This is a genomic window from Stenotrophomonas sp. YJH_SMC_105-26, assembly GCF_059368915.1.
In genome coordinates this window covers 44,363-61,519 of the sequence record NZ_JCAFSD010000011.1, presented here as the reverse complement: position 1 = coordinate 61,519, position 17,157 = coordinate 44,363, and the positions used below count along the sequence as shown (strand labels likewise).

Genomic DNA, 17,157 nt, shown 5'->3' with positions numbered 1-17,157 from the left:
CTCCATGTTCCGTTGCCTGCGCGTTCCCACCACTGCATTGCTGCTCTCGGCGCTGCTGGTGCCCACCGTCCATGCCGGCGCCGCGCCGCAGTTGAACAGCAGCGAGGCCAGCGTGATCGTGACCTCATTCGTGGTGCTGTCGCTGCCGATGGCGGCCTCGGTGGGCCTGTCCGAACTGTCCAAGGCGCCGTTCAAGGCCAGCGAACGCAATGCCAGGGCGACCCGCACCAAGGCGGTGCCGCTGCCGCCAATGGAAGTGAAGAAGGTGGAGACCACGCCCACGGGCGAACGCCAGGTGCAGTTGCAGGTACCGGACAAGGCCGACCACACCGCCACCCTGCGCTGGCCGGTGCAGCCGCCGGGCGAGAACCCGACTGCAGCCTTCGTGGTCGGGCAACGGGTGCATTTCGACCCCACCGAGGCCGGTGCCGGCTGGAACGTGAAGAGCGCGCAGGGCCAGACCCTGGCCTATGTGCCGACGGCCTATGCCGCCGGTGATGTGATGAGTGAAGCGCTGTAAAGCTGAACGACCGGTTTTGGCTTTGCCGCAGGCCGGGCGGATAATGGGCGATCCCCTTTGTCTCCCTGGCTCGCCATGTCCGTGCGTCCTGCCCCTCTGTTTGCCCCGCTGACCCCGCGCGCCCTCGTGCTGGCGGTACTGGCCATGGGTGCAGTGGTGCTGCTGTCCAACGTGCTGGTGCAGTACCCGATCAACGACTGGCTGACCTGGGGCGCCTTCAGCTATCCGGTCGCGTTCCTGGTCAGCAACCTGATCAACCGCCGCTTCGGCCCGGGCCCGGCGCGCCGCGTGGCGTGGATCGGTTTCGCGGTGGCGGTGCTGCTGTCGATCTGGGTGGCCACCCCGCGCATCGCCATTGCCTCGTGCTCGGCCTTCATCGTGGCCCAGCTGCTGGACATCACCGTGTTCGACCGCCTGCGCCGCGGCAGCTGGTGGCGCGCACCGATGGTGGCCACCACCTGCAGCGCGACGGTAGATACCACCCTTTTCTGGTCGATCGCGTTTGCCGGTTCCACCTTGCCGTGGGTGAGCTGGGCCGCCGGCGACCTGGCAGTGAAGCTGGCGATCGGTGTCTGCCTGCTGGCCCCGTTCCGCGCGTTGTTGTGGAAGATGGCGCCGTTGCGCGCCACCAGCTGACCGCCATTGATCCGGTGGGTGCCGACCGGTGGTCGACACGCCCTGCAGAACTCATCGCTGCCGACAGATTGTGCCGACCAACGGTCGGCACCTACCAGGAGCGGGCCATCGCAGGGCCATTGATCTGGTAGTCGCCAACCTTGGTTGGCGCTTGGCATTCATGCCAACCAAGGTTGGCATCTACCAACGGCGTGCCATCGAAGGGCCATTGATCCGGTGGGTGCCGACAGATTGTGCCGACCAACGGTCGGCACCCACCAGGAGCGGGCATCGCAGGGCCATTGATCCGGTAGTCGCCAACCTTGGTTGGCGCTTGGCATTCATGCCAACCAAGGTTGGCATCTACCAACTGCAGTCCTCCGCCATCCGGCACTCAGGCGAACGGCAGCTCTGCCGCTCTGCACGCCGCCGTAATCGCTGCACGCGCCTCTTCAATCGCCGGCGTGGTCGGGGCCAGCCGCGGGCGGCGGTCCAGCGTGCAGGCCAGGCCCACGTCCAACAGCGTGGCGTGCGCGCCATGCAGCGCCTGCGCAGTGGCATCGGGCAGGAAACCAGAACCAGCCAACGCATCGATCAACGACGGCGTATCGCGCGGCTGCAGCAACGCCACGTGCCGCGCACTGCGCGCCAGCACGCCGGTCTGCAGCAGGAATTCCAGGTCCACCACGCCACCCGCACCCTGCTTCAGATCCAGCCGTGCGGCGTCGCTGCGGTCCAGTTCGGTGCGCATGCGCCCACGCATCTTCAGCACGTCGGCATACAGCACACCCATGTCGCGCTCACGCCCCAGCGTCTGTGCACGCACCTGCTCGAAATCCGCCAGCAGGCTGGCATCGCCGGCCACGCCACGCGCGCGCACCAGCGCCTGGTGTTCCCAGGTCCACGCACGTTCGCGCTGGTATTCGGTGTAACTGGCCAGCGAAGACACCAGCGAACCCTTGCCACCATCCGGGCGCAGGCGCACATCGATGTCGTACAGGCGGCCGGCGGCGGTGACCGCACCGAGCAGCGCCATCACCTTCTGCGCCAGCCGCGCATACCAGCGCCCCGGCTCCAGCGGACGCGGGCCGTCGCTGGCCTCCACGCCGGCCGGGTTGTCGTGCAGGAATACCAGGTCCAGGTCGGAACCGAAGCCCAGTTCAAGCCCGCCGAGGCTGCCGTAGCCGATGATCGCGAAACGTCCACCGGGAATCGCGCCGTGCGCGGCGCGCATGTCCGCCTCGGCCATCGCCAGCACGGTGACCACCACCGCCTGCGCCAGTTCGGCCAGTTGCCGCGTGCTGTCCACCGCGCCCTGGCGGCCGTCCAGCGTGGCCATCGCCATGCGGAAACTGAGCGCCAGCCGCGTCTCGTTGAGCCAGCGCAGTGCCGATTCGGGATCTTCCACCGCCAGCACCTGCTGGCACTCGGCCAGCATGCCGGCCGCATCGGGCATCGGCCCGGACACGCGCACATCCAGCAGTTCATCCAGCAGCAGCGGATACGCGACCAGCCGCTCAGCCAGCAGCGCGCTGCGTGCCAGCACATCGACCAGACGCGCCAACGCGCTCGGTTGTTCATCCAACAGCGCGAGATAGCTGGTCCGGCGCAGGACCGCCTGCAGCAGGCCGAGCACGCGCTTGAGCGCGGCATCGGGCTGCGGCGAACGCGTGGCCGCATGCAGCAACGCGGGCAGTACGCGATCCAGCCGCGCACGCGCCGCATCGGACAATGACTTCACGCCGGTGCCCTGGGCGAAATCGCGCAGCGACTGGTCTGCGCCATTGGCATCGAGGAACCCGGCTTCGGCCAGCAACGGCGCGTTGCTGCCCTCGGGCAGGCTGCGCCAGTAGTTGGCCAGCGCGTCGGGCGCGGCCTGGCCCCTGCGCGGGGCCAGCAGCGCGGCGAATTCGGTGCTGACCCGCTGCTGCTGTTCGACCAGTGCCGCGCGCAGCACCTCCCAATCCGGGTAGCCGAGGCCGATGGCAATGCGCGCGCGGTCCAGCGCGTCGCTGGGCAGCACGTGGGTCTGCGCGTCGCGCAGCATCTGCAGGCGGTTCTCCAACCGGCGCAGGAACAGGTAGGCCTCGCGCAGCGCAGCGCCATCGTCGGGCGCAATCTGTCCGGCGGCCACCAGCGCGTCCAGTGCCACCAGCAGGCGGCGCTCGCGCAGCGCCGGCTCACGGCCACCGCGGATCAGCTGCAGCGCCTGGCACAGGAACTCGATTTCGCGGATGCCACCGGCGCCGCGCTTGATGTCTTCGTGCAGCTCGCGGCGCGCGACTTCGGCGGTGATCGCCGCCTTCATCTCACGCAGGCCGTCGAGCGCGGTGAAATCCAGGTAGCGGCGGTATACGAACGGGCGCAGGGTCTGCAACCACGCTTCGCCGGCGTCGATATCGCCGGCCACCGCGCGCGCCTTCAGCCACGCATAGCGCTCCCAGTCGCGGCCTTCGCGCTGGAAGTACTGATCCATCGCCGCGAACGACAGCGCGACGCGACCGGCGCTGCCGAACGGGCGCAGGCGCAGGTCGACGCGGTGGCTGAAGCCATCGACCGTGGTTTCGTCCAGCAGCTTGGCCAGGCGCTGGCCGAGGCGGGCGAAATACTCCTCGGCGGCCAGCGCGCGCGGACCGTCGGATTCGCCGCCCTGCGGGTACGCATAGACCAGGTCGATATCGGAACTGAAGTTGAGCTCGCCACCGCCGAGCTTGCCCAGGCCGAATACCACCAGCTGTTGGGGGACGCCTGCGCCATCACGAACCACGCCGTGCCGCTGTGCGAATTCCTGCTGCAGGGCGTCCAGCGCCAGCCGCAGGCAATCCTCGGCCAGAGTGGTGGCGCCAGCCAGGGTCTGCGCCACGTCGTCCAGCCCGGCCAGGTCACGCCAGATCAGCCGCGTGGACATCGCGGTGCGCCAGCGCCGCAGCTGTGCCGGCCAGTCGCTGGGTTGCAGCGGATCGAGCACCGGCGCCGGGATCGGCGGGCAGTCGGGGGCGGCCAGCTGCGCCAGCAGCGCCGGTTGCCGCACCAGGGTGTCCAGCGCGAAGTCGCTGGCCACCGCCAGCCGGGTCAGCAGCGGCAGCAGCTCGGCAGGAACAGGCTCGGGCAGGACCTGGGCCAGGCGCGCCAGGGCGCGTTCGACAAGGGGCTGCAGGGTGGCGGGCAGGTCAGCGGTGGCGAGGGTCATGCGCTGATTCTCGCGGGGTCGGATCCCTTTGCCAACGGCGAAGGGCTCTGACCCCGAGGTGCCGCCGGTTGATGCCGCTGCTGGGGTCAGAGCCTTTTGCCCTTGGCAAAAGGATCCGACCCCGAAGGGGTGCCGCGCATTCATTCTGGGCGGCAGGCAATAAAAAAGCCCGCTTGCAGCGAACTGCCAGCGGGCTCTGCTCCCTCCCCCACGTCGGGATGCAGGGCCATCGTGCGGGCTGCGAAAGCACTTTGCACGCTGCACTGCAAAACAAAACCGGTGGGTATGGGTGACCCCGGTGGGGAAAAGCCATTCCACGAAGGTAGAACCCCCCGTACGGATGAGGATGGCCGATAATCGGCCTTCCCCCCAGAAACACTGTCGTCATGTCTGTTGATCGCATCGCCAACGCGCGTCTTCGTGACCGCGTGGTCTCCGCCGAGGCCGCAGCCGCGCTGATCCAGCCCGGTGAAACCGTGGCCATGAGCGGCTTCACCGGCTCCGGGTATCCCAAGGCCGTTCCCGTCGAACTGGCCCGCCGCATCGAAGCGGTGCACGCCCAGGGCCAGCCCTTCCAGATCAAGCTGATGACCGGTGCCTCCACCGCGCCGGAACTCGATGGCGCGCTGGCCAAGGCCGATGGCATCGCCATGCGCATGCCGTTCCAGAGCGATCCGGATGCGCGCAACCGCATCAACGAGGGCAAGCTGGATTACATCGATATCCACCTCAGCCACGTCGCCCAGCACGTGTGGTTCGGCTTCTACGGCGAGATCGATACCGCCGTGATCGAAGTCTCGGCCATCCGCGAAGATGGCTCGCTGGTGCCCTCCACCTCGGTCGGCAATAACAAGACCTGGCTGGACCTGGCCAAGAAGGTGATCGTCGAGGTCAACGAATGGCAGCCGGCCGGCGTCGACGGCATGCACGACATCTACTACGGCACCGCGCTGCCACCGCACCGCAAGCCGATTCCGCTGGTGAACGCCAACGACCGCATCGGCGACACCGCGCTGCGCTGCGACCTGGACAAGATCGTGGCCGTGGTGCGCACCAACGGCCCGGACCGCAACAGCCCGTTCAGTCCGATCGATGCGACCAGCGAACAGATCGCCTCGCACCTGATCGAGTTCCTCAAGCACGAGGTGAAGAAGGGCCGCCTGCCGCCGAACCTGCTGCCGCTGCAGTCGGGCGTGGGCAACATCCCCAACGCCGTGCTGGCCGGCCTGGCCAGGAGCGGTTTCCGCGACCTGGCCGCGTTCACCGAAGTGATCCAGGACGGCATGCTCGACCTGCTGCGCGATGGCGTGCTGAGCTACGCCTCGTGTACCGGCTTCGCGCTGAGCCCGCAGGCCAACGAGACGTTCAAGGAGAACATCGATTTCTACCGCGAGCGCATCATCATGCGCACGCAGGAGATCTCCAACCATCCGGAACTGGTGCGCCGCCTGGGCTGCATCGGCATGAACGGCATGATCGAGGTGGACATCTACGGCAACGTCAACTCGACGCACGTGATGGGCACGCGGATCATGAACGGCATTGGCGGTTCGGGTGACTTCGCCCGCAACGGTTTCCTGTCGGCGTTCCTGAGCCCGTCCACTGCCAAGAACGGCACCATCTCGGCGATCGTGCCGATGGCCAGCCATGTCGACCACACCGAGCACGACGTGTCGGTGATCGTCACCGAACAGGGCCTGGCCGACCTGCGTGGCCTGACCCCGCGCAAGCGCGCGCAGGTGCTGATCGACAACTGCGCGCACCCGGATTTCCGCCCGCAGCTGCAGGATTACTTCGACCGTGCCAGCCGCGAAAGCTACGGCAAGCACACCCCGCACCTGTTGCCCGAAGCACTGTCGTGGCACCAGCGCTGGCTGGATACGGGCACGATGAAGGGCTGACCCCGGGTCCGGACATCGGGTAGAGCCACGCGGTGCGCCCGGCCAGCGGCCGGCTCTACCTTCACGCGGTGCGCAGCGCCGCCAGCGATTCGGCCTGCAGCCGCTCGTAGATCTCGAACTCGTCATTCACCGCCACGCCCAGCGCCTGCTCGAAAGCCTCGCGGTTGGCGTGCGCGGCATACGCGCGCTGTTCTTCGCCGCCCAGGTTCGACTGGAAGATGCCCGCGGCACTGACCGGCAGGAAATCCTCGTAGACGATCGGATCGGCCGTGGCCAGGCCGGCGGCCACCAGCACTTCGGCAGGCAGATCGGCCACGCGTTCCGGCGCGGCGCGGCCGGCGTCGGTCAGCTGGTAGCGGTAGTAGCCCAATCCTTCTTGGCGCAGCGTGTCATGGTCATCCGGGAAGCTGGCGAACACCGCCTGCAGGCGCTGCCCGTAGTCGCCACCGGTACTGCCTTCGCCACCGGCATCGCGTGCCTGCGACAGCAGCTGGTCGTACAGCGCGCGGCCCTTCGGGGTCAGCGCAAGGCCGCGTTGTTCGATCTCGCCGAAGCGCGCGGTATGGGTGCCGGCATCGCCACCGTCCGCATCCGGGAAATGCACGGCCTCTTCCAGCGCCTTGAAGCTGGTCTGGCGCAGCAGGATCGGGCAGGCGCGGCGCGGCGGCCCTTCGATCACCGCCTTGGCCGCCATGCCGTGCTCGATCATTGCCGCCTGCGCCGCGTCGATGTCCAGCGTGCGCGGGGTCAGGTGGTTGATGTGCGGGCCACGGAAACTGACCACGTCGGCCACCAGGCGGTGCGCATTGTGCAGCGCGTGGTAGGTCGGCAGATCGACCGTGGCATCGCCGTGCCAGCGGAAGGTTTCCAGTGCTTCGTCGACGAAGCGCTCGGCGTCGGCCTGCGACAGGCCACCGTCACGCTCGGCCTGGTCGATCAGCGCCAGTGCGCCGTCGGTGAAGATGCGGCGGCGTGCCAGGATCTTCGCCGACTCGCCACGCAGGGTTTCGTCTTCGATCAGCTCCAGGCGCAGCAGCGAGGTGAACACGCGGAACGGATTCTGCGCCAGCGCGGCGCCGGTCAGCGGGCGGAACGCGGTGGAGTGCACCGGCACGCCGGCTACCGACAGGTCGTAGTAGCCGACCGGGTACATGCCCATCACCGCGAACAGGCGGCGCAGCGTCGCCAGCTCCTGCGCGGTGCCGACGCGGATCGCGCCATGGCGCTCTTCGTCCAGGCGCGCACGCTCGTCGTTGCGCTGCAGCTGCGCGGCCAGTGCCGGGTCCTGGGCAAGCACCTGCGCGTTGATCCGCTCCACCAGCTCCACCAGCGTGCCGTACAGCGGCACTTCGGTGCGGTACATGCGGGACATGGCCTGCGCGAACAGGCGGCGGATCACATCAGGCGAAACGAAAGAGGCGCTCATCAGTCACTCGATTACGGGAACGGGGAACAGCTCGGACCCGTATTGTCGCCGGAGCGCGCGGCGGCGGCGATACGCAGAGCAACATGGCCGGATAGTGCCGGCCGCTGGCCGGCAACCTCCTGATGCCTGTAAGGGTGCAGTTGCCGGCCAACGGCCGGCACTACCGCTTCAACTGGCGCTTCAGGGTGGCATCCAGGGTGATCGGCCGGTCCCAGTGCTGGTAGCTGGCCACGATGGCATGCCGCACAGCGCGGTAATGCAGGTTGTCCGGCTTGGCCGGCATGCGCTTCACCACCGCTTCCCAGCCGCCCTCCGGGTCCTGGCTGAAGGCGCGCACGCTGTCGCGGCAGGTCTGGCCGCTGGCCTTGGCCCAGAAGCAGGCGAAATAGATATCCCCGGCCTGCCAGCCATGGGTGGTGAACAGCGCATTGATGTAGCCGCGGGGGACATCGGCGTAGCGCGACACTTCATCGAGGAAGGCATCGGGGTAGCGTTCGGCGTAATGGTTGATGTCCTGCAACTGGGCATCGATCCAGCGGTCACCGGTTTCCACGGTGTACGCCGCCGAACGCTCGGCGGTCTGCTGGGCCGGCACGGTGGCCGGCACCAGCAGCAGGGACAACAACAGCGCGCGCAGTCGGACGTTCATGCCCCGATTCTGCCGCAGCTGCCGGGCCCTGTCAGGCCGCCGCAGCGGCCTTGGCCTCGATCGCCGCCAGTGCGGCCGGCCAGTCGTGGGCGGTATCGGCGGTGACCATGCGCGGTTCGTCGTCGGCCACGCCGTGCTGGGTCTCGTGGGCCCAGGTCACCGCGTACGGGGTATGCACGCCCCAGCCACCCAGGGTCACCACCGGCTCGATGTCCGAGCGCAGCGAGTTGCCGACCATCACGAAGCGCTGCATCGGCAGGTCGAATTCGGCCAGCACGCGGGCGTAGGTCTCCGGGTCCTTCTCGGAAACGATCTCGATGCGCGGGAACAGCTCGGCCAGGTTGGCGACCTTGATCTTCGCTTCTTGGTGGAACAGATCGCCCTTGGTGATCAGCACCACCGGGTAGTGCTCGGCGATGGCCGCCACCGCTTCGCGCACACCGTCGATCAGTTCCACCGGGTGGCGCAGGGTATCGTGGCCGATATCCAGAATGCGCTGGATGTCCTTGGCCTCGATGCGCTGACCGGTGATGTCGATGGCCGCTTCGATCATCGACAGGGTCATGCTCTTAACGCCGTAGCCGAAGGTGCCCAGGTGGCGCTGCTGAACTTCCAGCAGGTGGCGCGCGGTCTGGGTGTCGTGCACGTCGACATAGCGCGACAGCAGGTCAAGGTAATCCTGCTCGGCCTTGCGGTAGTAGTCCTCGCTCTTCCACAGCGTGTCGTCACCGTCAAAACCGACCAGGCCGATGGCGCGCGACGGCGCAGGCGTGGACGTGTTCATCGGCCAAGGATACAGGGGTGGCGATGACGAGAAAAACCCGGGCGGCCGCAGCCGCCCGGGTCCCCATGCACCGGTCTTCCCGAATCAGGTCTGGATCAGCGGCCCTGCGCCGCGCCGGCACCCGCACCGGCCTGCTGCGCGGCCACGTAGGCCTTGTACTCGTCGGCGCTCAGCTCGCCGTCCTTGTTGGTATCGGCCTGGTCGAACACCTGGGCCAGGCCGGCGTTCACCTGCGCCTCGGTCTTGCTGATGGTGCCGTTGCCATCGGTATCGATGCTGGCCCAGGTCTGGCCACCACCGTTGGCCTGCGCCGAGGCCGCTGCGGCCGCATCGGTCGCCTGGTCAGCCGCCTGCCCGGCCTGTGCTGCCGCCTGCTGGGCCTGCGCCGCTTCATTCTGCGCATGTGCGGCCTGCTGCTTGGCCGACTGGGCCATCGCCGGAATGGCCAGCACGCTGCCAGCGGCGACGATCAGGGCGATCAGGGGCTTGCGGTTGCGAATAGTCATCAGGGGTGTCTCCTGCATATTGGGTGGTGTTGCGCGGCCTGTTGTTTCCGCACGGCACCTACCCTGCCACCGCGTTTCTGAATCGATTTTGGGCCGCGACCGGCCTCCACACGCACGATTAACCACTCGCATCCACGCATGCTTTAGCGCGCTGGTTAGCGAGGAGTGAGCGGCTCATAAGATGCGCATTCAGCGCCTCTGCATTTAACCGGCAGGCAACGAAAAACCTGCGTCAGTCGACGGTTTTTTCCAATGACCGCGAACTGAACAACACCCATCCCAAGGCGACACCGGCGAGCGCGCCGGCGATTTCCAGCACGACACGGCTGCCGAGCTCGTTCGGATCGTGGATGGTGGCCAGGAACAGGCGCGCGTACAGCGGCGACTCCAGTCGCACGATGCCCATGTAGAACAGCTTCCACGCATCGATGCCAGCGGAGGCTACCACCGAGATGACGCAGGACCAGCCGATCGCATGTCCCACCGACCAGTGCAGCAGCCGGCACAGCCGCGACCACACGAAGTACACCAGCAGCCCGACCAGCAGGGCGATGGCGCCGGCTTCCAGGGTGCCGAGCAGGCCGAAGTGCAGGGGAAGGTTCATCGGGTGGGCAGGGATGAAGAGGCGGCCAGTGTAAGGGATCTGCGCCGGACCCAATCGGCAGCCACAGTGGATCCACGCCATGCGTGGATGAATCTCCATCCAAATCGAATATCTCGACGATTGAACAAGGAGCAGCCGAGCATGGGCTCGGCTCTACAACGGACCACGCGGGAAACTGTCAGAGGCGGGGCGCAGCCCTGCCGATGCCCCTACCGTACCGGGACATCGTACGCGGTGCGGGGATCCGGTTCGGGCTGCAGGGTGTAGTGCCACCACTCCTGCGGATAGTTGACGAAGCCCCGCCGCGCCATCGCGCGCACCAGCTGCTGGCGATTGGCCTGTTGCGCATCGCTCAATCCGCTTGCCTGCGTATGCGCGCGTGGACCGAAGAAATCGAAGTCGGTGGCCATGTCCAGCGGCGTGCATGCACCGCTGCGGCAATCCAGCAGGCCCAGATCAACCGTGGCGCCACGACTATGGCCAGAGCGCTCGGCGATGTAGCCGTCGGCCAGCAACCGTGGTTTGTCCAGGTCCGGGTACTGCTGTGCCTTGCGCGAGCGCTCGCGCGGATCGTTCACCCAGGCCATGAACGCCTGCACCGAACGCACCGGCCGGTAGCAGTCGTAGAGGCGCAGGCCGAAGCCATCGCCGCGCAGGTCCTGTTCCACCTGTGCCAGCGCCTTCGCCACCGGCGCCAGCAGATAACACGATGGCGCCTCGTAGCCGGGCACGCGCGCACCGGTGAAGTTGTTGGCACCGGCATAGCGGATATCCAGGTCGATGCGCGGCGACAACGTGCGGATCTCCACCAGTCCGGCGCTGGCCGCGTCGGTTGCCGGTGAAACGCGCGGTGGCTCAGCGGCGCTGGTGGTCGCCGCCAGCGCAGTCGCCAGTACGAGTGAAGTGCAGGTCCTGGAAGTCATAGCTGAAGTCGATGTCCGGGTCGATGGCGCGCAGGTCCAGCGTCGGTGCCGGGCCTTCGCCTGGCTGCAGCCACGCCTGCGCCTCGTCGCCCAGCGTATCCCAGCGCAGCAGCCAGCGCCCCTGCAGCTGCAGCACCGTGGCCTGCAGCCTGGGCGACTTGTCCACGCTGAAACGCAGGCCGTCCTTGCCCGGGCAGAGCGAGGCCGCGCCCAGCCACGGATCGCGGTAGCGGCCCTGCCAGCGGGACAGGTCCGTACGGCTCGTCTCCTGCGCCGCCGCGGTGGATGGCCGCGAATGGCCGGTCGCGGCCCACGTTGCCTGGTCAGCCTTCAGTTCGGCCAGGTAGTCCATCGCCGGACGCGCATCGTCCGCTGCGGTGAAGCGCTTCAGCGCGGCCTGCATCAGGGCCATGCGTGCGTCCTCGCCTTCGCCGTTGATCAGCATCACCACGCCCACCTTCCGATCAGGCAGCAGCGCCAGCGACGAGTACATGCCCGACAACGTGCCGGTGTGCGCCACCTTCCACTGGCCGTCCATGTCGGACACGCGCCAGCCATAGCCATAGCCGTAGAAATGCGCATTGTCCCAGCGCCGCTGGCGCTCGCCCAGCGGCATCGGCATGTGCAGGGTCCACAGCGTGCGGCGCTGCTCCGTGTCCAGCCAGCCGGGCGCCAGGGTGGGATCGAGCAGCACCTGCATCCAGCGCGTCATGTCGCGCAACGAACAACGGATGCCGCCGGCCGCCATCGACGGCAGGTCCGGGCTGGTTCCACCATCGGCGTTCACCACTTCATTGCGTTCGCCACGCCAGGCATGCGGCTGCGCTACGTTGCCCACGCGTTTCACCGACCACGCCCCCACCTGGCAGCGCATCATGCCCAGTGGTTCGAACACCTGCTCGCGCATCAGCTGGTCATACGGCTTGCCACCCGCTGCCGCCGCCGCTTCGCCGGCCACCACATACATCAGGTTGTCGTAGGCGTAGTGACTGCGGAAGCTGCTGACCGGCTTGATATGCGCCAATCCGGCGATGATGTCGGCACGGGTGAACGCGTTCGGTTCCGGCCACAGCATCAGGTCCCCGGCGCCCAGGCCCAGGCCGCTGTTGTGGATCAGCAGGTCGCGCACCTGCATCTGCTGGCCCACCCACGCATCGTGCATGCGGAAGCCCGGCAGATGCCGCTGTACCGGATCATCCCAGCGCAGCCTGCCCTGCTGCACCAGCCGCGCCAGCAGTGCAGCAGTCATCGCCTTGCTGTTGGAGGCGATCTTGAACAACGTGTCCTCGTCGATGCGGCCGCCATCGCCACGCGCGCCCTCGGCGTGGCGATAGACCACCTGCCCGTTGTCGACCACCGCCATCGCCAGCCCGGGCAGGTGCTCGTGCTGGACGACGGCAGCGACATCGGCATCGAGGGAGGCGGTCGCGGTGGTCTGTGCCAACGCAACCGGGAACACCGCCAGCGCCGCCGCGCAGACGCAGTTTCGAGCCTGCCGTGCGGGCTTCAGTAGGCCCATGTCACGGTCAACTGCGCATAGCGCGGTGACTGGAAGCCGGTGCCGTAGCGGTACAGCGGGTTCGGCGTGCCGATGCCGTCCTGCGGCTCGTAGTCCTGGTCCACGGTCACCACGCGCTGCTGGTTGAGCACGTTGTACACCGCCAGCTTCAGGCGCAGATCGGTGGGAATCGGCACCTTGTACGAGACGCTCACGTCCAGGTCATAGGTCCAGGGTGTGCGGCCATCGCCACCGCGTGGCGAATGCACGAACACGCGCTGGGACGGAACCGTCGCCTGGCAGTTGGACACGCACACGTAGTAGCTGTGGAAGTCGGTGTCGTCGAACGGATTGCCGGCGCCGAAGCGGGTAATCGGGCTGCCCGACTGCACGCCCAGGGTGGCGGCCACGCTCAGGTTCTCGGTCAGCGCGTAGCTGCCTCGGAACTTGAACTGGTGGCGGCGATCATTGGCCAGGTAGCCATAGCCCCCGTAGTTCACCCACGGATTGTCGAAGTTCTCGGTGCGCCCTGCATCGGCGAAGTCGGTATCGGAGTTGACCGGGCCCTCTGCGTTGCCGCGACCGTATGCAAGGGTGTAGGAGGCGTTGAAGCCCCACTTGCCGTCCCACGCGCGGTCGACCTGCAGTTCCAGCGCCTTGTAGTCACGCTTGGGCTTCACCCAGCCGCGCTGGCCGACATAATTGCCGTTGTCGTCATACAGCGCCCAACCTTCCTTCGAGGTGTCGATGCTGATCCAGCCATCGTTGCGGCCGTCGCAGTCGGTGTCACCCCACACGGTGTTGGTGCGCCCCGGGTTGCCCATGATCCACACGCCGTCGATGGCACCACACTGGCCGGTCGCGGTGATGTTCATGTCATCGATGGCATTGTGCAGGCGCCGGTAGGTCACGCTGGCGCCTACCGACCAGGCCTCGTTGATCATCTGCTGGAAGCCCAGGATCGCTTCATCCTGGTAGACCGGGTCCATGTCCCGGTTCACTTCCGCGCGCAGGTCCGGCACGCTGCCGTCGCCCTGCGAGTTGTCCACCGGGCCGATCTGCGCGCCCAGGTTGGGGATGTTGTTGGCTGCGCCGGTGTAGCCGAGGAACTCGTACCAGGTGCGCTCGTCGAGGAAACCACCGGCCTGCTTGATGTTGATGACGTTGGCCACCGGCAGGAAGTATCGGCCCAGGTTGCCGAACACCTTGGTCGTGCCATCGCCGCGCACGTCCCAGGAGAAGCCCAGGCGCGGGGCCAGCATGTCGTCGATCTTGATGTAGCTGCTGCCGTCGCCGCCCTTGTTGTCGAAGGCTTCCAGGCGCAGGCCCATGTTCAGCAGCAGATTCGGCGTCACCTGCCAGTTGTCTTCCAGGTAGTAGGCCGAGTTGATCGTCTCGAAGGCCCCGTCCACTTCATAGCGACGGGTGCGCACGACCACGCCGCTGGCCGGCACCACGCCACCGTTCAGCGAGCTGCCGGGAGTGCGGTAGTAGATGTCGTAGCGGAAGCCGCCCGGGCCCGGATAGGCGCGGCTGTAATCGGAGGTGTTCTCTTCCCGATCCAGGCCGAACCGCAGCAGGTGGTTGCCCAACGTCCATTCGAAGTCCGCGCGCGCGGCCTTGCGCGTGTCCAGCGCCGACTCCAGCTGCGAGCTGCTGGTGCAGCTGCGGTCGCCCTGCAGCGACGGCGGCACGCCCTGGCCGGCCGTGCGGTTGTCGAACACGCGGTTGCAGTTCTGGTCCATCAACGAGCTCTGCACACGGTTGCGCTTGTTCTCGCCGTACATCAGCTTCATGGTCAGGTCGTTGTTGACCTGCCAGCTGTAGGTACCGGACCAGTTCTTGCCACCCACCGTGTTGTAGATCTGGTTGCTGCGCTCGCCCACGGTCTGCCCCGTGGCGTAGTCGTAGGCGTAGACGTCGGTGAGGGTCTTGCTCTTGTCCGAGAAGCCGAACAGCGACAGCATCTGGTTGTCGGTGATCTGCCAATCGATCTTGCCGCCCCAGAACGGATCATCGGCCTTGCCCTGGCTCAGGCGCGTGCCGGCATCATTGGTCGAGGTGGGACGGTAGTCGCGCGCCTCGTACATGCCGAAGAAGAACAGGCGGTCCTGCACCAGCGCACCGGAAGCGAACACATTCAGCGCGCTGCGGCTGTAGTCGTCGCGGCTGGCGGTGATGTAGCGGCTGCCGCTGCCGTCGTAGCGGTCGCGTGCCTGCGACTGCCACGCGCGCGGCTCGAACACCAGTTCGGCACCGGCCTTGAAATCGTTGCTGCCCGAGCGGGTCACCGCATTGATGACGCCGCCGGTGCTGCGTCCGAACTCCACCGAGTAGCCGCCCGTCTTGACCTGGAATTCCTGGTAGAACGAGAACGGCACCGACGAGAAGCCGACCCGGTTGTAGAAGTCGGTGACGTTCAGGCCATTGATGTAGACGGTGTTCTCGGCCACCGACGAACCGCCGAAGGAAATGCCCTGCCCGCCCAGCGACCCCTTGCCCTTCACCGCGCCCGGCGCGAGCAGCGCCACCGCGGTGATGTCACGGTCCACTGGCAGGCGCGACAGCTCCTCGCGGGTGATGTTGGTGGCCGACTCGGTGGACTTCACATCCACCATCGACACCACCTGCGGCGCCCGCACTTCGACCGTGCCCAGGGTACTGACCGCACCCAGCGGCACGTTCACCGTGGTCGCGCTGCCGAGACTGACCGTCACCTGGCCGACACGGCTGGCGCCTCCACCCGGCAGGCTCACCTCCATCTCATAGGTGCCGACCGGCAGCAGCGGAATGCGGTAGCTGCCGTTGGCTTCGGCCTGCACGGAGCGCACGAAGCCCGTTGCCGGGTTGCGTACGGTCACCGTGGCACCGGCCGGTACCTGGCCGGCATCGCTGACCAGCCGGCCGACCACTGAACCATCCTGTGCGAATGCGCTGGGCGCGATCACGCCCAGACACGCCCCGAGAGCGACGCACAACGCCGCCCGCTTGATGCTGTAAGCCTTCATCCCCTGCTCTCTCCTGCAAGAATTGAATGGTGTGGAATGCGATGTGTCGCGCTAGCGTTGCCTGGCTGGCAGTACCCGCCACTGGAAGTCGTAGCTCCATTGGTCGAAGTACAGGTTGCCGCCTGCCCACTCGGCCTCGCCGCGCTGCGAGTCGACCGTTTCCGAGCGGAAGTGCTGCTTGGCCGGCACGAAGGGCTGGCCGAAATCATCGTTGAAGGCGATGCGGTAGCCATCGAGGCCACCCAGGTAGAAGTTGCGCAGGGCCGGCACATCGCTGGCCAGTGCGCCGGTGGTCACGTCCATCGGCAGCCAGCCATACGGCGCCAGGTAGACCTGTCCCCAGTCATGCAGGTTGTTGTAGCCACTGCCATCGTCGGAGAACACCATGCCCGACTGCCAGCGCGCGGGAATGCCATTCAGGCGCAGCAGCGCGATCAGCAGCAGGGTCTGCTGCCCGCAATCGGCATGGCCGGAACGCAGCGCGTAATCGCTGATGTTGCTGAGCGTGGAATATTCGCGCGCACCGGCCCAGGGAATACGGTCGACCGCAGCAAACAGCTTGCGCACCACTTCATATGGGCGCGTCTCGCCCTGCAGCACCTGGTCGGAGAACAGCTTCAACGCAGGGGTGAAGCGCACATGCGGCAGCTGCTCGGCCAGATACGGCTTCAACGCCGTATCGGCCGGGGTCGGTTGCACCACGGCCGGGTCGATCGCGGTGTGCCGGGCGAAGATCGTGACCGCGTAGCGGATCTCGAAGCGGGTCGGCTGCCCGGCCACCGCTTTGGCCTCCAGATAGGCCGTGCGTTGCAAGGTGCTGGCCGGTGCCACCCGCGCCTTGCCTGGGCTGCTGCCCAGCCACTGCACCTGCTCCTGCTGGCCGGGGATCTCGCGTGGGTACGGAATCCAGGCACGCACGGTTTCGCCGGCCGGCACGGCATCGGCCTTCACCGTGAGCGATTGGGTGAATTCGATACGCTGCGGCAGCACCGACGCCCGGCCACTCTGTTCGGCCGCGGCGACCACGCGCGTGTGGTGCGCGTTGAGCACTTCGTTGGGCCCTGGAGGCGGCATCGGTGCATCCGCACGGCGGCGTGCGCGTGCTTCGTCGCTGAGCAGGAACAGGTTCGACGGTGCGCGCTTGAAGTACCAACGCTCGCCATCGATATCGAGATGCTCGATCAGGCCAAGCTGGTCCCAACGCGCGAATTCCTCGTCGGTCAGGTCGGGAATCCAGCGGCGCACGGCAGACTTGGCGGCGGTTTCGTCGAGGGAAAGATCCAGGCGGATGCGGCGCATGCGCTCACGCTGGAACGCGCCTTCGGCAGCATCGCTCCCTGTCGCCAGCAACGCATCGGCGTCGCTGAAGCGGCCGCCGTCGATCAGGTCGATCACCTGCGCCTGGCGCGCACGCTGCTGGCTGCTGCGCCCGTCTGCCGCCTGCGTGACCGACACCCACAGCAGCAGCGCGGCACACAGGCCGGCAGCAGCAGGCAGACGCGGTTTGCGAATGGCAGGATCCACAGCGACACT

General features: G+C 67.2%; 13 protein-coding genes. 3 read left to right on the top strand and 10 right to left on the bottom strand.

All coding sequences use genetic code 11. From position 1 onward, the window contains the following. The first annotated feature begins 4 nt into the window (after positions 1 to 4). Both AC5P7F_RS18960 and AC5P7F_RS18955 read left to right on the top strand, forming a co-directional pair. Positions 5 to 520, top strand: coding sequence for a hypothetical protein (locus AC5P7F_RS18960; RefSeq protein ID WP_197602879.1), 516 nt, complete (start codon positions 5 to 7; stop codon positions 518 to 520). A gap of 75 nt (positions 521 to 595) precedes the next feature. Further along, positions 596 to 1,156, top strand: a complete 561-nt coding sequence (locus AC5P7F_RS18955; protein ID WP_014645727.1) for a queuosine precursor transporter — start codon at positions 596 to 598, stop codon at positions 1,154 to 1,156. Positions 1,157 to 1,529: 373 nt separating this feature from the next. Here the strand turns inward: AC5P7F_RS18955 and glnE are convergent, their stop codons facing one another. Beyond that, entirely contained in the window at positions 1,530 to 4,325 is a 2,796-nt protein-coding gene (glnE, locus tag AC5P7F_RS18950) for a bifunctional [glutamate--ammonia ligase]-adenylyl-L-tyrosine phosphorylase/[glutamate--ammonia-ligase] adenylyltransferase (protein WP_197602881.1), read from the bottom strand. Between the two features lie 386 nt (positions 4,326 to 4,711). Here glnE and scpC point away from each other — a divergent pair, with 386 nt between their 5' ends. After that, a complete protein-coding gene (scpC, locus tag AC5P7F_RS18945; RefSeq protein ID WP_197602883.1) occupies positions 4,712 to 6,226 on the top strand; it encodes a succinyl-CoA:acetate CoA-transferase ScpC in 1,515 nt (504 codons plus the stop codon). A 61-nt stretch (positions 6,227 to 6,287) separates the two neighbouring features. Here scpC and hglS read toward each other — a convergent pair whose 3' ends face one another. From hglS to AC5P7F_RS18900, 9 genes are all read right to left on the bottom strand, one after another. After that, the gene (gene hglS / locus AC5P7F_RS18940; RefSeq protein WP_126411646.1) at positions 6,288 to 7,652 is read right to left on the bottom strand and encodes a 2-oxoadipate dioxygenase/decarboxylase HglS; all 1,365 of its coding nucleotides are present in this window, start codon (positions 7,650 to 7,652) and stop codon (positions 6,288 to 6,290) included. Between the two features lie 160 nt (positions 7,653 to 7,812). Then, positions 7,813 to 8,301, bottom strand: coding sequence for a hypothetical protein (locus tag AC5P7F_RS18935; protein WP_032960973.1), 489 nt, complete (start codon positions 8,299 to 8,301; stop codon positions 7,813 to 7,815). A gap of 31 nt (positions 8,302 to 8,332) precedes the next feature. Next, positions 8,333 to 9,085, bottom strand: coding sequence for an HAD family hydrolase (locus AC5P7F_RS18930; RefSeq protein WP_049397778.1), 753 nt, complete (start codon positions 9,083 to 9,085; stop codon positions 8,333 to 8,335). Positions 9,086 to 9,180: 95 nt separating this feature from the next. Further along, positions 9,181 to 9,591: an EF-hand domain-containing protein gene (locus AC5P7F_RS18925; RefSeq protein WP_014035758.1), complete on the bottom strand. Its 411-nt coding sequence runs from the start codon at positions 9,589 to 9,591 to the stop codon at positions 9,181 to 9,183. 232 nt (positions 9,592 to 9,823) lie between these two features. After that, entirely contained in the window at positions 9,824 to 10,195 is a 372-nt protein-coding gene (locus tag AC5P7F_RS18920; RefSeq protein ID WP_046428249.1) for a hypothetical protein, read from the bottom strand. Between the two features lie 209 nt (positions 10,196 to 10,404). After that, a complete protein-coding gene (locus tag AC5P7F_RS18915; RefSeq protein ID WP_227864196.1) occupies positions 10,405 to 11,118 on the bottom strand; it encodes a M15 family metallopeptidase in 714 nt (237 codons plus the stop codon). Then, positions 11,051 to 12,637 carry a serine hydrolase gene (locus AC5P7F_RS18910; RefSeq protein WP_197602885.1) on the bottom strand — a complete coding sequence of 529 codons (1,587 nt, stop codon included), beginning with the start codon at positions 12,635 to 12,637 and terminating at the stop codon, positions 11,051 to 11,053. The genes AC5P7F_RS18915 and AC5P7F_RS18910 overlap by 68 nt, the downstream gene beginning before the upstream one ends. Further along, complete coding sequence (locus AC5P7F_RS18905; protein ID WP_197602887.1) at positions 12,625 to 15,624, bottom strand: TonB-dependent receptor domain-containing protein; 3,000 nt, start codon at positions 15,622 to 15,624, stop codon at positions 12,625 to 12,627. Before AC5P7F_RS18905 ends, AC5P7F_RS18910 begins: the two co-directional genes overlap by 13 nt. Before the next feature lie 51 nt (positions 15,625 to 15,675). Further along, complete coding sequence (locus AC5P7F_RS18900) at positions 15,676 to 17,148, bottom strand: transglutaminase-like domain-containing protein (protein WP_197602888.1); 1,473 nt, start codon at positions 17,146 to 17,148, stop codon at positions 15,676 to 15,678. Between the last annotated feature and the right edge of the window lie 9 nt (positions 17,149 to 17,157).

What these genes read in the sequence shown, in the direction of transcription:
- AC5P7F_RS18960 (WP_197602879.1), top strand. Translation starts at nt 5, where the DNA reads ATGTTCCGTTGCCTGCGCGTTCCCACCACTGCATTGCTGCTCTCGGCG.
- AC5P7F_RS18955 (WP_014645727.1), top strand. Translation starts at nt 596, where the DNA reads ATGTCCGTGCGTCCTGCCCCTCTGTTTGCCCCGCTGACCCCGCGCGCC.
- glnE (WP_197602881.1), bottom strand. Translation starts at nt 4,325, where the DNA reads ATGACCCTCGCCACCGCTGACCTGCCCGCCACCCTGCAGCCCCTTGTC.
- scpC (WP_197602883.1), top strand. Translation starts at nt 4,712, where the DNA reads ATGTCTGTTGATCGCATCGCCAACGCGCGTCTTCGTGACCGCGTGGTC.
- hglS (WP_126411646.1), bottom strand. Translation starts at nt 7,652, where the DNA reads ATGAGCGCCTCTTTCGTTTCGCCTGATGTGATCCGCCGCCTGTTCGCG.
- AC5P7F_RS18935 (WP_032960973.1), bottom strand. Translation starts at nt 8,301, where the DNA reads ATGAACGTCCGACTGCGCGCGCTGTTGTTGTCCCTGCTGCTGGTGCCG.
- AC5P7F_RS18930 (WP_049397778.1), bottom strand. Translation starts at nt 9,085, where the DNA reads ATGAACACGTCCACGCCTGCGCCGTCGCGCGCCATCGGCCTGGTCGGT.
- AC5P7F_RS18925 (WP_014035758.1), bottom strand. Translation starts at nt 9,591, where the DNA reads ATGACTATTCGCAACCGCAAGCCCCTGATCGCCCTGATCGTCGCCGCT.
- AC5P7F_RS18920 (WP_046428249.1), bottom strand. Translation starts at nt 10,195, where the DNA reads ATGAACCTTCCCCTGCACTTCGGCCTGCTCGGCACCCTGGAAGCCGGC.
- AC5P7F_RS18915 (WP_227864196.1), bottom strand. Translation starts at nt 11,118, where the DNA reads ATGACTTCCAGGACCTGCACTTCACTCGTACTGGCGACTGCGCTGGCG.
- AC5P7F_RS18910 (WP_197602885.1), bottom strand. Translation starts at nt 12,637, where the DNA reads ATGGGCCTACTGAAGCCCGCACGGCAGGCTCGAAACTGCGTCTGCGCG.
- AC5P7F_RS18905 (WP_197602887.1), bottom strand. Translation starts at nt 15,624, where the DNA reads ATGAAGGCTTACAGCATCAAGCGGGCGGCGTTGTGCGTCGCTCTCGGG.